Annotated in this window: 13 protein-coding genes; 10 read left to right on the plus strand and 3 right to left on the minus strand. The window is 62.1% G+C overall.

Translation table 11 applies throughout. The features are described from left to right. Positions 1-22 precede the first annotated feature (22 nt). Positions 23-523: a MarR family winged helix-turn-helix transcriptional regulator gene (locus HYE77_RS15645; protein WP_032899084.1), complete on the minus strand. Its 501-nt coding sequence runs from the start codon at positions 521-523 to the stop codon at positions 23-25. A 52-nt stretch (positions 524-575) separates the two neighbouring features. Here HYE77_RS15645 and HYE77_RS15650 point away from each other — a divergent pair, with 52 nt between their 5' ends. Continuing rightward, a complete protein-coding gene (locus HYE77_RS15650; protein WP_177068965.1) occupies positions 576-2075 on the plus strand; it encodes an FAD-dependent oxidoreductase in 1500 nt (499 codons plus the stop codon). 8 nt (positions 2076-2083) lie between these two features. On the opposite strand, the gene HYE77_RS15655 is transcribed toward HYE77_RS15650, so the two are convergent. Both HYE77_RS15655 and HYE77_RS15660 read right to left on the minus strand, forming a co-directional pair. Continuing rightward, a complete protein-coding gene (locus HYE77_RS15655; protein ID WP_177068966.1) occupies positions 2084-3730 on the minus strand; it encodes a SulP family inorganic anion transporter in 1647 nt (548 codons plus the stop codon). Positions 3731-3810: 80 nt separating this feature from the next. After that, entirely contained in the window at positions 3811-5088 is a 1278-nt protein-coding gene (locus HYE77_RS15660; RefSeq protein WP_177068967.1) for a serine/threonine transporter, read from the minus strand. Positions 5089-5340: 252 nt separating this feature from the next. Between HYE77_RS15660 and HYE77_RS15665 the strand changes: the two genes are divergently transcribed. From HYE77_RS15665 to HYE77_RS15705, 9 genes are all read left to right on the plus strand, one after another. Next, positions 5341-5724 carry a tautomerase family protein gene (locus HYE77_RS15665; RefSeq protein ID WP_003210790.1) on the plus strand — a complete coding sequence of 128 codons (384 nt, stop codon included), beginning with the start codon at positions 5341-5343 and terminating at the stop codon, positions 5722-5724. A 52-nt stretch (positions 5725-5776) separates the two neighbouring features. Continuing rightward, a complete protein-coding gene (locus HYE77_RS15670) occupies positions 5777-6373 on the plus strand; it encodes a TetR/AcrR family transcriptional regulator (protein ID WP_177040644.1) in 597 nt (198 codons plus the stop codon). Positions 6374-6587: 214 nt separating this feature from the next. After that, on the plus strand, positions 6588-7124 hold the full coding sequence (locus tag HYE77_RS15675; RefSeq protein ID WP_177068968.1) for a cysteine hydrolase family protein: 537 nt from the start codon (positions 6588-6590) through the stop codon (positions 7122-7124). Between the two features lie 132 nt (positions 7125-7256). Continuing rightward, positions 7257-8207, plus strand: coding sequence for a 2-hydroxyacid dehydrogenase (locus tag HYE77_RS15680; protein ID WP_087692887.1), 951 nt, complete (start codon positions 7257-7259; stop codon positions 8205-8207). Positions 8208-8298: 91 nt separating this feature from the next. Further along, positions 8299-10155 (plus strand): pilus assembly protein TadG-related protein, encoded by a 1857-nt coding sequence (locus tag HYE77_RS15685; protein WP_177068969.1) that lies wholly within the window; start codon positions 8299-8301, stop codon positions 10153-10155. A 130-nt stretch (positions 10156-10285) separates the two neighbouring features. Further along, positions 10286-11353 (plus strand): phosphotransferase family protein, encoded by a 1068-nt coding sequence (locus HYE77_RS15690; protein WP_003210778.1) that lies wholly within the window; start codon positions 10286-10288, stop codon positions 11351-11353. A gap of 19 nt (positions 11354-11372) precedes the next feature. After that, on the plus strand, positions 11373-12140 hold the full coding sequence (locus HYE77_RS15695) for an SDR family oxidoreductase (protein ID WP_003210776.1): 768 nt from the start codon (positions 11373-11375) through the stop codon (positions 12138-12140). Between the two features lie 59 nt (positions 12141-12199). Beyond that, on the plus strand, positions 12200-13633 hold the full coding sequence (locus tag HYE77_RS15700; protein WP_177021423.1) for a PLP-dependent aminotransferase family protein: 1434 nt from the start codon (positions 12200-12202) through the stop codon (positions 13631-13633). A gap of 83 nt (positions 13634-13716) precedes the next feature. Continuing rightward, positions 13717-14118: a cupin domain-containing protein gene (locus HYE77_RS15705; RefSeq protein ID WP_003210770.1), complete on the plus strand. Its 402-nt coding sequence runs from the start codon at positions 13717-13719 to the stop codon at positions 14116-14118. The last annotated feature ends 112 nt before the right edge of the window (positions 14119-14230 follow it).

The following is a 14230-nucleotide window of genomic DNA, read 5'->3' on the forward strand; positions in this document are numbered from 1 at the left end:
GGTATTTTTTTGCCCGGCTTTTCTATCGATTCTCAAGCGTCAGAGTGACCAGCGCATCGTCGTTGAGGTCGGCGGCAAACTTGCCCATCAGTCGCACCAGGTCGTCGATGTCCTGCTGTTCCCAGGTGGCGAAAATGGCCATCCCCATTCGCGTACGTGCCTCATCCACCCGATCCGTCATTGCCTTGCCCTGCGGGGTGATCACCGACTCGCGAACCCGGCGGTCCTTGGCATTTTCCTGGCGGTCGACCAAACCGAGGCTTTCCAGCTTCGCCACCTGGCGGCTGACCGTGGTGTAGTCGCGTCCCACGCGGTCGGCCAGCTCCACAACGCCGATCGGCCCCAGCCGCTCCACCAGCACCAGCAGCGGAAACAGTGCCCGATCAAGGGCGATACCCGCCTCCCGGACCATCACTTCGTCGCGCTGCGGCCGGTTCATGGCACCGACAATTTCAATCAGCGCCCCGTGAAGCTCGCGAATCTGAAGACCTATAGGTGTATTTTGCACGCTTTCTGTTGACACGGAATCTTCCTTGCTCAAATATATGTGCATATTACATATAAAGGCAGTCCAGATGAAAGAGCAATGCGCAGTCGACGTTCTGATTTGTGGTGCCGGTGCGGCCGGTTTGACCCTGGCGATCGACCTGGCGCGACGAGGCATTTCCTTCCGGCTGATCGAAAAATCCCCCGCGCCGTTCCACGGCTCGCGGGGCAAGGGTATTCAACCCCGCACCCTGGAAATATTCGAAGACCTCGGCATTCTCGACCGGATCACCGCTGCGGGCGACGTCTACCCGCCCGAGCGGCGATACAACGAAGATGGCAGCCACATCGACGCCGAGGTTATCGAGCTCTCGGCGCCAACGTCAGCCGAACCTTATCAGCAGCCTATGATGCTGCCGCAGTTCCTCACCGAACAGGTGATGCGCGAGCGCCTTCTGGAATTGGGGCACCCCCCGGCGTTTGGCTGCGAGTTAGTCAGCTTCGAGCAGGACAGCCACGGCGTGACCGCATATTTGGTCGGCAACGAAGGCGAACAGACACTGCGTGTACGTTGGCTCATTGGCGCAGACGGCGGCCGCAGTGTGGTACGCCGCACGCTGGACATCGGATTTCCTGGGCAGACCCTCGGGGTCCGTGCCATCGTAGCCGATGTGCTTATGACCGGCCTGTCGCGTGACTACTGGCACCGGTTCAGCACTGAGTGCATGACAATGCAGGTCGCAATCTGCCCATTGGCGGGGACCGAGCTGTTTCAGATACAGGCGCCGATTCCGCTGGACACAGAAGTTGACCTCAGCGCTGAGGGGCTCATGAACATGGTGGCAGAGCGCACGGGTCGGCAGGACATTCATATCGACTCTGTCTCCTGGGCGTCGGCCTACACGATGAATGCGCGGCTGGCCGATCACTATCGCGTAGGACAGGTATTTCTTATCGGCGATGCCGCGCACATCCACCCACCCACCGGCGGCCAGGGCCTCAATACCAGCGTGCAAGATGCCTACAATCTGGGCTGGAAGCTGGCGGCGGTGACGGCCGATGCGCCCGAAGCGTTGCTCGACACCTATGAGGAAGAGCGACGGCCTGTGGCAGCCTCGATGCTCGGCCTGTCGACCAGGCTGCTGGACGGAATGAAAAAGGGCAACATGCGCCGCGGCCGCGAGGTGCACCAACTCGATATCGGGTATCCCCACTCCTCGCTCGCAGTGCAACCGGCAGAACGAGAAGGCCGCTTGCTCGCCGGTGACCGGGCGCCCGATGCAACCGTGCGGGACGCCAGCGGCCATTCGTCCCGGCTATTCAAGCTGTTCCAGGGCGTGCATTGGACATTGCTGGGCTATGAGGTGGAACGCGGGTCACTGAAGCCTGCCGCCGGGCTGCATATCCATCGCTTCGGGCCGGGCGGCGACCTGGTGGATGATCAGCGACAGTTCAATGACGCTTACAACCTCGCCCATGGCGAATGGGTGCTGGTGCGCCCCGATGGCTACGTCGGCGCGATCTTCACAGACGTTGAGAAACTGCACGGCTACCTCGCCCAAGTGGGGCTCAGCGCCGAGGCGTTTTAATGTCGGGCTCAGGCAGTTGGCTGCAACGCCAACTGCACCGCGCCATCAACACTCAAGCCGCTGATCAATACCTGGGGAGCACACGCCTCAGGCAGCGTCTGCAACACCTCCTGCGCCTCATGCCGTACGCGGGCCAGCACCAGGCATTTGCCCTCCCCTCGCACCTGTACGAAAAACGCCTGCAATGCCTCGATGCTGGTGCCGTCCAGGTCGGGGGATTCTTCCAGGCTGAGCACGATGGTGTGCAGCGGTAACGTGGAATGTCGCATCAGGCTCAACACGGCCCCCAGCACTCGCTCGGCATTCGCGAAGAACAGCGCTTCACTGGGCCGCACGATCAGCACACCGGGGATCCGTTCGGCGCTCGGGTGATGCAGCAAGTCGACAAAATCATGCCCACCGTCAATGCGCCCCAACTCGCGCACGTCCGCCGACGACATCTGACGCAACATCAACACCACGCTGATCCCGACCGCCACCAATAACCCATCCAGCACCCCCAGCACCAACACCGCCGCCACCGCGCAAATCACCAGCAACCGGTCGCGCCGCCAGGAGAAATAGCGGCCCAGGGGCTGCAGGCTCAAGCCACGGCCCAAGGCGTAAATGACGATGGCGGCAAGCACCGGCTCCGGCGTCAATGCCACCAGCGGCAGCACCGTCAGCACGATCGCCAACACCACCAGCGCCGCCACGGCGCCCGCCAGCCGCGAGTTGGCTCCCGCCGCCTCATTGGCCGATGTCGCCGAATACCCGGCGCCAGTGGGCATGCCCTGGAACAGCCCGGACAGCAGGTTGGCGGCCCCCAGCGCCAGCAGGTCACGGTTGGATGACACGCGATCACCATGCTTGAGGGCGAAGGAGCTGATGGAGCCGTAGGACTCGGCGTAAAGAATCATCACCATGGCAAACGCCAACTCTCCCAGGCGCAGCCAGTCGGCGAACGGCAACACCGGCAAATGCGCCAGTTCCAGACGCAGGTCGATGACGCCGATCAACGCCACGCCATGGGCCTGCAGATCCAGCCACTGGCCGGCGGCAATCCCGAGGATCACCACCAGCAACCCGCCCGGCAGGCGCCGAACTCGCGCGCATAGCCAGAGCAGCAGCAACGCGACGCCCGCGACGGCAGCGGCGGCCCAGTTCCAGCGCGGCAGTTGCTCCAGGAGCTGAGGCAGGAAGCGAATCAGGTTGTTGTCGGTCAGGTGCACGCCCACCACGCTGGCCAACTGCTTGAGGATGATCGTCAGCGCCAGGCCAAAGGCAAAGCCACGCAACACCGGCTTGGCGATAAACGAGGTCAGCCCGCCCAGCTTGAGCATCCCGGCCAACAGGAAAAACGCCCCCGTCACCAGTACCAGGCCCATTGCCAGGCTCAGCCTGAGTGCCGGGTCATCCCCCGCCAGCGTTGCCGTGGCCGCCGCCAGCACCGCTGCCGAGGACGATGTGGCAGAGACAATCGCGAAGCGGCTGGTGCCAAACAGGCCGTAGCACAACAATCCGGCAAACAAGGCGATCACGCCCGCCTGGGGCGGCAACGCGGCGATACTGGAGTAGGCCACGGCCTCGGGCAGTAACAGGCCGGCGATGGACAGGCCGGCCAGCAAGTCTTGTGCACGGTTCGGCGTGGTGTCGCTCTCAGGCTTGGTGTTCAATCCCTAATTCCCTGGCAAAAAAAACGGCCAATCCGCTGTCTGCGAATTGGCCGTGATCATTGCACTGAAACCGGGTGCTGTCAGGACACCAGCGAATAAATCAGCGCGGTAATCGCCACCAGGCCCACCGCCGTGACGAACACGTTGGACGCCTGGCCACGGTACTTGGCCATCGCCGGCACCTTGCGGATCGCGTACATCGGCATCAGGAACAGGATCGACGCAATGATCGGCCCGCCCAGGGTCTCGATCATGCCGAGGATGCTAGGGTTGAGGGTCGCGACGATCCAGCACACCACCAGCATGAAGGCAGCCGTCATGCGGTCCAGGGTCTTGGCAGCCGGGCGACGGCCACTTTTGAGCACCAGGCCCTTGAGGCCTTCACTGGCGCCGATGTAATGGCCCAGGAACGACTTGGCAATCGCCACAAACGCGATCAGCGGCGCGGCGAACTCGATGGTCGGGTTGCTGAAGTGGTTCGCCAGGTAGGACAGGATCGACAGGTTCTGCGCCTTGGCTTCGGCCAGTTGCGCCGGCGACAGGGTCAGTACGCAACTGAACACGAAGAACAGCACCATCACCACCATCAGGATGTGTGCCCGGGACAGGATCTGCGAGCTGCGTTCCTCGGCGTGTTCGCCGTACTGGCGCTTCTGGTCCACCGCAAAGGCCGAGATGATCGGCGAATGGTTGAACGAGAACACCATCACCGGAATCGCCAGCCACAGCGTGTGCAGCAGCGCCGACGGGGCCGGCACGGTGCTGGCGGTACTGAGGATGCCGCCGTTCCAGTGCGGCACCAGGTACACGGCGAGTAACAGCAAGGCGACGATAAACGGATACACCATCAGGCTCATGGCCTTGACGATCACCTGCTCGCCACACCGCACCACGGCCAGCAGGCCGAGGATCAGCACCAGCGACAGGATCGCCCGCGGTGGCGGCGCGATGTGCAGTTGATGCTCCATGAAGCTGCCGACGGTGTTGGTCAGCGCCACGCTGTAGATCAGCAGGATCGGGAAGATCGCGAAGAAGTACAGCAAGGTGATCGCGGCGCCGGCCTTGAGGCCGAAATGTTCTTCGACCACGTCGGTGATGTCCGAGCCTTCACGGCCCGAGAGCACAAAGCGGGTCAGGCCACGGTGCGCGAAAAACGTCATCGGGAATGCCAGCAGCGCGAGGATCACCAGCGGCCAGAAACCGCCAAGGCCCGCGTTGATCGGCAGGAACAAGGTGCCGGCGCCGATGGCCGTACCGAACAGGCCGAGCATCCAGGTGGTGTCCTGGCGGCTCCAGCTTGTGAGGGTTGCAGGTGTCGTTGCGTAGCGTTCGTCGACGCTATTGGCCTGATCATTCATCCGTTCGGATCTCCGCATTCACTCAGTCGAGACGAGTCAGAAAAACCTGACAGGCAGCGCCACGACCGAAACAGGGGCGCGATTGTCCGGGATTCGCCTGAAGAAGCAAAGACTTAGCTGAGGAATGGTTGTGCAGTGCAGAGGATTGAAGACGTTTCCGGCAGCGTCAATTTTACATTTCACAAGAAATCTATTTTATAAATTCATCACGTCATGTATTTTTAAAGCACGCCCCTCACTGGACTACCTGCCATGCCAATCGTGCGCATCGACCTTCGGAAAAACCCCGACGTCACCTACGCCAAGCGCGTCGGTGTATTGATCTACAACGCCATGCACACGGCCATCGGCGTGCCTGAACACGACAACTTCCAGATCCTCACCGAGCACGATGAACACCACTTCATCTATGACCCGGAGTACCTGGGCATCCAACGCACCGACAACCTGGTGATCATCCAGATCACTCTGAACGAAGGCCGCAGCACCGAGCAGAAAAAGCTGTTGTACAAGACCATCGCCGAGAGTTTGAACCGTGAACTGGCGGTGCGCCTGGAAGACGTGTTTATCAGCCTGGTGGAGGTCAAGAAGGAAAACTGGTCGTTCGGCAACGGGATTGCGCAGTACGCCAGCTAAACGTTTTATGATGCCACCCATCACTGCCACCACCTGATCCAGAGAGCCCTCGATGCCACGCGTGTCCCGCAAACAAGCCGAACTCAATCGCGAAATCATCGTCGAGGCCGCCACGCGGCTGTTTCGTGAACGGGGCATCCATGGCATCAGCGTGTCGGACGTGATGGCCGCCGCCGGGCTGACCCATGGCGGTTTCTACGGGCACTTCGAGTCCCGCGAGGCGCTGGCCACGGAAGCCTGCAACCGGGCATTCGAACAATCGAACGAGCGCTGGCAGGCCAGGGTCGAGCAGAGCCCCGACCCCGAGACTGCACGCCTGGCATTGATCGATCCTTATCTGTCGGCGGCCAATCGCGACCACCCCGGGGACAGTTGCCCGGTAGCGGCGTTTGCCGGGGAGATATGTCACGAAGCGGTCGACAGTCCGCTGCAGCAGAGCTTTATCCAAGGCTTTGAGGCATCCGTGGGGATCCTGAGCGCTACCCAGGCGACCGGCACACCTGAGGGTGACCGCCAGGCCGCCATTGCCCAGTACGCGATGATGGTAGGCGCAATTACCCTCGCCCGTGCGACCAAGGGAAACAGCCTGTCTGATGAATTCCTCGAAGCAGCCAGAAATCTGCTGATCCCGCAAAAAAACCTCGACTGACGCGTTGACAGGCAAACGCCAGCGCCAGCATGATCGGCCCATGAACATTTTCCAGCTGGCCCTCACCCGTACCACCACGACCGCTTCCGGCGGGTCGTGTGGTAGCGGTGAGTGGCGCGCAACCTAAGCCACCCGGATTTACCCAAGGCCCCGCCAGCAATGGACGGGGCCTTTTTATTGCTCCGCCCATTCGGCAAACACAAGGAGCAGCACCATGCCTGACAACAAGCGCCCCGCCCTGCTGATCATCGACATGCAGACCGGTCTGTACGATGGTCCGGAAAAACCCTATGAACGCGAGCGCGTACTCGACATCATCAACCAGTTGATACAGCGTGCCAGACACGCTGGCGTGCCGATCTTCGCCGCCCGTCACACCGGCCCGGCAGGTTCGCCCATCGAGGTGGGCAGCCCGTTCTGGCAGCTATTGCCGGCGCTGGAGGTGGATGAAGTCCGCGATACGCTTTTCAATAAATCCCGCCCCAGTTGTTTCCTCGGCACCGAGCTGGCGCAACAACTGGCGGCGGCACAAGTGAATGATTTGGTAATCGTCGGCATGAAAACCCAGTACTGCATCGACACAACCTGCCGGGTGGCCGTCGAGCTGGGGTTCTCGGTGCTACTACCGGAGGATGGCCATACGTGCATGGACACTCCGGCGTTATCGGCCGCGGCGATTATCGAACATCACAATGCCACCCTGGCCGGGGCGTTTGTGCAGCGGATGAAGGCGGCCGATGTCGGCTTTTGACGTCTCTACCTGGAGCGCCCGCCGGAGTACCAATGCCCGGCGGGCGTCGGATTTTTCTTCGCCAGACACGGGATTCGTGCCGACAAAATGTCGCATACTGAAGCCATCAAACCCTTCAGGAAGAGCCCTCGCATGCCCGTCACCGTTCTGGTCCTGGTTGAAACCATCAACGACTACCTGCCGATCATCGAAGGCAATGGCTTTCACGTGATTCTTGCGCCCACCCCGGCCGAACGCGCCAAGGCCATCAAGACCCACGGCGGGCAGGTCCAGGCGGTGCTTACCCGTGGCCCGCTGGGCCTGTACGCCGAGGAAATCGCCGCGCTGCCGCTGCTGGAGATCATCTGCGTGATCGGCGCCGGGTATGAACACGTGGACCTGCAAGCCGCCAGCAACCGTGGAATCGTGGTCACCAATGGCGCCGGGGTGAATGCGCCGTCGGTGGCCGACCACGCCATGGCGTTGTTGCTGTGCCTGGTGCGGGACATTCCCCGGGCGGACGCAGCGGTACGGCGCAGCGAATGGCCCAAGATAATGCGCCCTTCCCTGGCCGGCAAACAGCTGGGCATTCTCGGCCTGGGCGCCGTGGGCCTGGAAATCGCCAAGCGGGCTGCCCTGGGTTTTGGCATGGAGGTGAGTTATCACAACCGCCAGCCCCGCGAAGATGTGGACTACACCTACTGCGCCACCGCCGTGGAACTGGCGCGGGCCTCGGACTTCCTGATCCTGGCCACCCCGGGCGGCGCCAGCACGCGACATTTGATCGACCGCCAGGCCCTCGACGCACTGGGGCCCAACGGTTTCCTGGTGAACATCGGCCGTGGCAGCGTGGTGGTCACCGCCGACCTGATTACCGCCCTGGAGCAACGGCGCATCGGCGGCGCGGCACTGGACGTGTTCGACGATGAACCCAACGTGCCCGACGCGCTCAAGCGCCTCAGCAATACCGTGCTCACGCCCCACGTCGCCGGCCTGTCACCGGAAGCCGCCCATGACACCGTGCAGCGCGTGGCGGACAACCTGCTGGAATACTTTGCCGGCCGCCCTGTGCTGACGCCCGTGGCACTGCCTCCGCGAAAATAATGGCCAATAGCCATAAATCCTTGCAAAACCTGACTACACTGCCTGAGGGGATACTCAGGATGCCGGTACTGGACCGGCGAAGGAACGCAGGATGGTTTGCCAAGGACCCGGCTCGGTCCGCCAACGCGGCGCAATAGGACTGATGGGTGCGATGACCCTGGGGATCGCACTGTTGTTCCTGTTGGTGGTGGTCGACAGCGGCCGGCTGTACCTGGAAAAGCGCAAGCTGCAACGGGTTGCCGACACCGCGGCCCTGGAAGTGGTCACCCGCGGCGGCGCCTGCGTGACGCCGAATACCAACGCTGCGCAATTCGCGATCCAAAGCGCAGCCCGCAATGATTTCCCGCTCAACGCAGACCGTACCCTGGTGACCACCTGCGGCACCCTGGTCACCGGGGCTGACTTCATGCGCGCCTTCAGCCCCAATCCCTCAAGGTCCGATGCGATCCAGGTCATCGCCACCCACCGCGTCGTCACCAGTATCGCCAACCGCCTGTTCATGCTGCTCTCCACCGGCCCTTTCGAGCCGACCATCCGGTTGCAGGCAGTGGCCGTGGCCGCCGTGCCCGCGCCACCGGTGGCCGTACTGACCATCCGCAGCACCTTGCTGACCGTGGACAGCACCAAGTCCGCCGCACTCAATGCATTGATCGGCGGACTGCTGGGGGGCAAATTGCAACTCGACGCGGTGGGCTGGAAGGGCCTGATCAATACCGATATCAACCTGCTCAGTTACCTGGACGCGCTGGCGATTCAATTGAAGGTCAGCGCCGGCAACTACGACGAGTTGCTCAAGACCGACGCCAGCGTCGGCGATCTGATCCAGGCCGCGATAGATGTACTCAAGCTGGGGGGCGATGCGGTCAAGGTGGTGATCAATAACCTGGAAGCGATCAAGCTGATTGCACCCGGCACCAAGATCCTGCACCTGGGCGACCTGCTGACCATCCAGAACGGCACCGACAAGAGCGCCCTGGACGTTAACCTGCAACTGTTCAACCTGATCCAGGGGTTTGTGCAACTGTCGAACAAGTACAACGCGGTCGCGGTGGAGTTGCCGGTGGATGTGCTGGGACTGCTGAATATCACGGTCAAGACCAAGGTCATTGAACCGGCGCAGGTTTCCGCCATAGGTAACCCCAAGCTGATCGCCACCCAGCCGATCTACGTCAGGACCGCGCAAGTCAGGACGTTGATCTCGGTGAAACTGCCGGCAATCGGCGCGGTGAACGATTTACTGGGCGGGGTAACGGCGCTGGTGGGCATCTTGTTAGGCAGCTCCTTTGACCCCAAAATCGGCCAGCAAATCGATGTAGCACTGGAAGCCGCCAGCGGCAGCAGCACGGTCACCGGATATCGCTGCAACGGGCCTGCGGACAAAGCCTTGTCGGTGCTCGGTACCACCTCGGCGGTTAGGCTGATGGTGGGCCAGATCGACCCAAAAAACCTGTTTTCCTCCACAGCACCACTGAACGTTGACGAATTCCCATTACTCGACCTTGGGGTGAAGACCTGTAGCAACGGTGTCTGCGATCCCCGGCAACCGTATGGCGTCGGTGGCATCAGCCTGAAGATCGACAGCAGCGTGGCCAAGACCGTCCGGAACCACACTTACCTGTCTCCGCCCGAGTTGAAAAGCCCCCCGGATTACTTCAGTTTCAGTTCCAACAACGTGGTGGGCAGCTTGAGCAACACCCTCAATGGCATCCAGTTGATCAACCATCCACCGACACAGGGCGGACTGATTGGGCTGGTGCTGAACCTGGTGGTCGGCCTGATCACCGGCGTACTGAATCTGCTCAGCGGCATCATCTCCGGACTGCTCAGCCCGCTCCTCGACCCGCTGGTCAATAACCTGCTCGCCGGCCTGGGCATCGACCTGGCAAAAGTCGAAATCGGTGCCAACCTGTCCTGCAACCCCGGCGGGCGCGCAGTTCTGGTGATCTGAGCACATCAAGCCCGCTGATCATCGGCCAACACGCTAACCTATTAAGCCGCCCCAACCTTGTGGCTTGGCGGCCGCGCGCATTAGATTAGCCAATAGTCCAAGGCCTTAAGAATAAGCAGAAGGGATAAGCATGGCGCTTAATGACCAATCGACCCAGATTCGCCCCGGCGAAGAACTTGATGCCAGCCTCATCGATCCCTACCTCAAGGCCCATATCCCGGGCTTGAGCGGCAGCGTCAAAATCAGCCAGTTCCCCGGGGGTGCCTCCAACCTGACGTACCTGCTGGAATACCCCGGCCAGGAATTCGTGCTGCGCCGCCCGCCCTTTGGCCACAAGGCCAAGTCCGCCCACGACATGGGCCGCGAATACCGGATTCTCAACCAGCTCAAGGACGGTTTCCCGTACTGCCCCAAGGCTTACGTGCACTGCACCGATGAGTCAGTGATCGGTGCCGAGTTCTACGTGATGGAGCGGGTCAACGGGATCATCCTGCGCTCGGACCTGCCGCCGGAACTGGGCCTGGACGCGGCGAAAACCGAAGCCTTGTGCAAAAGCTTTATCGACAAGTTCGTCGAGCTGCACCAGGTCGACTACAGCGCCTGCGGCCTGGCCGACCTGGGCAAGCCCGAAGGTTACGTGGAGCGGCAGATTCGCGGCTGGAGCGACCGCTACGAAAAAGCCCTGACCCCCGACGCCCCAAGCTGGGAAGCGGTACGTGCCTGGCTCAACGACAAGATGCCGGCCGACCACCCCACCTCGAGCATCGTCCACAACGACTACCGCTTCGACAACGTGATCCTCGACCCGCATAACCCGATGCAGATCATCGGCGTGCTGGACTGGGAACTGACCACCCTCGGCGACCCGCTGATGGACCTGGGCAACACCCTCGCCTACTGGATCGAAGCGGCCGACCCGGCCCCGGTGCAACTGATGCGCCGCCAGCCGAGCAACGCCCCCGGCATGCTTACCCGCCGCCAGTTCGTCGACTACTACGCCGAACGCTCCGGGATCCAGATCGACAATTTCGACTTCTACTACACCTACGGCCTGTTCCGCCTGGCCGGCATCGTGCAGCAGATCTACTACCGCTTCTTCCATGGCCAGACCCAGGACAAACGCTTTGCGCAGTTCATTCACATGAACAAGCTGCTTGAGCAGATGAGCCTGAATGTCATCAAACAGTCTTCCCTCTGACCCTCTTCAAGGAAAAACCATGTCCAAGACCCAACTGTTCGACCTCGACGGCAAGATCGCTTTCGTTTCCGGCGCCAGCCGCGGTATCGGTGAGGCCATCGCCAAGTTGCTGGCCCAGCAAGGCGCCCACGTGATCGTGTCGAGCCGCAAGATCGACGGCTGCCAGCACGTGGCCGACGCGATCATCGCCGACGGCGGCAAGGCCACGGCAATTGCCTGCCATATCGGCGAAATGGAACAGATCACCAACGTGTTTGCCGCGATCCGCGAACAGTTCGGCCGCCTGGATATCCTGGTCAACAACGCCGCCACCAACCCGCAGTTCTGCAACGTGCTGGACACCGACCTGGGCGCGTTCCAGAAAACCGTCGACGTGAACATTCGCGGCTACTTCTTCATGTCCGTGGAAGCCGGCAAGCTGATGCGCGAAAACGGCGGTGGCAGCATCATCAACGTGGCCTCGATCAACGGGATTTCGCCGGGCGTATTCCAGGGCATCTACTCGGTGACCAAGGCCGCCGTGATCAACATGACCAAAGTCTTCGCCAAGGAATGCGCGCCGTTCGGCATTCGTTGCAACGCACTGCTGCCGGGCCTGACCGACACCAAATTCGCCTCCGCGCTGGTGAAGAACGACTCGATCCTGAAAATGGCCCTGGCGCAGATCCCCCTCAAGCGCGTGGCCGACCCGAGCGAGATGGCCGGCGCGGTGCTGTACCTGGCCAGCGATGCGTCGAGCTACACCACCGGTGTATCGCTGAATGTAGACGGTGGTTTCCTGTCCTGATTCGGCTGGCGGGTGACTTGCGGTAATCTTGCGGGTGATTGCTTGCCTCTGGATGAAACATGGAACTGCACGTCGTTATCAAGGGCCGCAAGGACCTGGCCGAACAGCTTTACCAGCAATTGCGCACGGCCATTGAGTCGGGACAACTGGTGGCCGGGTCGCAATTGCCTCCCAGCCGCTTGCTGGCCCTGCAACTGGGCGTGTCGCGCAAGACAGTCTCAGACACCTACGCGGCGCTGACCTACGAAGGGTTGTTGGTCGGCAGGATCGGCCGTGGCACGTTCGTCAACGCCTGGGCCACGCGCCGCGAACACCTGCAAAGTGCCGCCGACCTTGCCTGCGCCGCCAACCTGGCCAAGTGGCAGGCCCTTCCCGCGCCCATGGGTCACCCCAACCGTGAAACCCGCCCGAGCCGGGACTTTATCGGCGGTGCCACCGCCCGCAGCCAGTTCCCCCAGGATGAATGGCGGCGCTGCACCCTCGATGCCTTGCGCCGTATCTCACAGGACAGCGGCTTCTACAGCCGGCCGGAAGGCTTGCCGGCCCTGCGCAGTGCAATCGCCGGGCATATCGCATTTTCCCGTGGGGTCAGGTGCAGCGAAGACGACATCGTAGTCACCAACGGCGCCCAGCAGGCGCTTGACCTGATCGCCCGCGTGGTGCTGGAACCGGGCACCGTCGTCGCCATGGAAGACCCCGGCTACACCCCGGTGCGACTGATGTTCGACGCCATGGGGGCGACCGTGGTGGGCGTGCCGGTGGACGAACACGGCCTGCGGGTCGACTTGATTCCCGACGGCGCGCGGCTGATCTACGTGACACCGTCCCATCAGTTCCCCCTGGGCATGCCCATGAGCGTGCCGCGCCGTGAGGCGTTGCTGGCACGTGCGCTGGCGTTGGGCGCCATCGTGATCGAGGATGACTACGACAGCGAATTCCGCTACGAGGGCCGCCCCACCGACTCCCTGCAAAGCATGGACACCCGCGGCGTGGTCGCCTACGTCGGGACCTTCTCGAAAACCCTGCTGCCGGAGTTGCGCCTGGGTTACACGGTGTTGCCGCCGGCGATTTTCGGCGCGGTGCTCAAGGCCAAGCAACTCACCGACCAGCACAGCTCCACCCTGCCGCAATGGGCCCTGGCCAAGTTCATCAGCGAAGGCTACCTGCTCAAGCACATTCGGCGCTGCCATGGGGTATATGCCGGGCGCCGGGAACGGATTCTGCAGCGCCTGGCGGGGGACCTCTCGCCGTGGTTCGACGTGGTGCCCACCGTGGCCGGGTTCCATCTGGCCGCACTGTGCAAGGTGCCGGTGAATATTCCGCAGCTCACCCAATTGGCACGGGAGGCTGACGTGGGGCTCTATCCGCTGAGCGTGTTTTTCCACGACACACCGGTACGCGAGGGACTGAAGATCGGGTTTGGCGCGATCGAAACCCTGGACATTGACCCGGCGCTGGACGTGGTGCGGGATATCCTGCGACAGATTGGCTGAGGGAATTTCCGCCGGATTGGCTATTGGTCAAATCCGGATCGGGGCCTAGGGTGAACGGGTCTCGACTCACTCGGAGCCTCACCATGAAAGTACTGCTCGGCACCACCCTGCTGCTGGCCTCGTTAAGCGCCTTTGCCCACGACCCGGTGTACAACCAGGAAAAGATCAACGTGTTGCAGGAACACGCCTTGGCCAACGTCCCCGGCAAGAAAACCGTGATGCTCACCGTGGACTATGCGCCGGGCCAGGCCACCGTGCCCCATAGCCACACCGGCACGGCCGTGGCCTATGTGCTGGAAGGTGCAATCACCTCGCGGGTCAACGATGAAAAGGCGATCACCTACAAGGTCGGCCAGTCGTTCTATGAACCTGCCGGCTCGCGGCACTTTGAATCCAGCAATGCCAGCCAGACCCAACCGGCGAAACTGCTGGTAGTGATGGTGATGGATGACAAGGCCGACGTGCTCACGCCGCTGCCCCACTAACCCGCGCCACCGCACCCTCCTGTGGGAGCTGGCTTGCCTGCGATGGCGGTGCATCAGACACAGTTGTGTTTGCTGATCCACCGCCATCGCCGGCAAGCCAGCTTGTATGGTT

It is taken from the genome of Pseudomonas sp. IPO3774, from assembly GCF_013386835.1.
Classification (GTDB): Bacteria; Pseudomonadota; Gammaproteobacteria; order Pseudomonadales; family Pseudomonadaceae; genus Aquipseudomonas.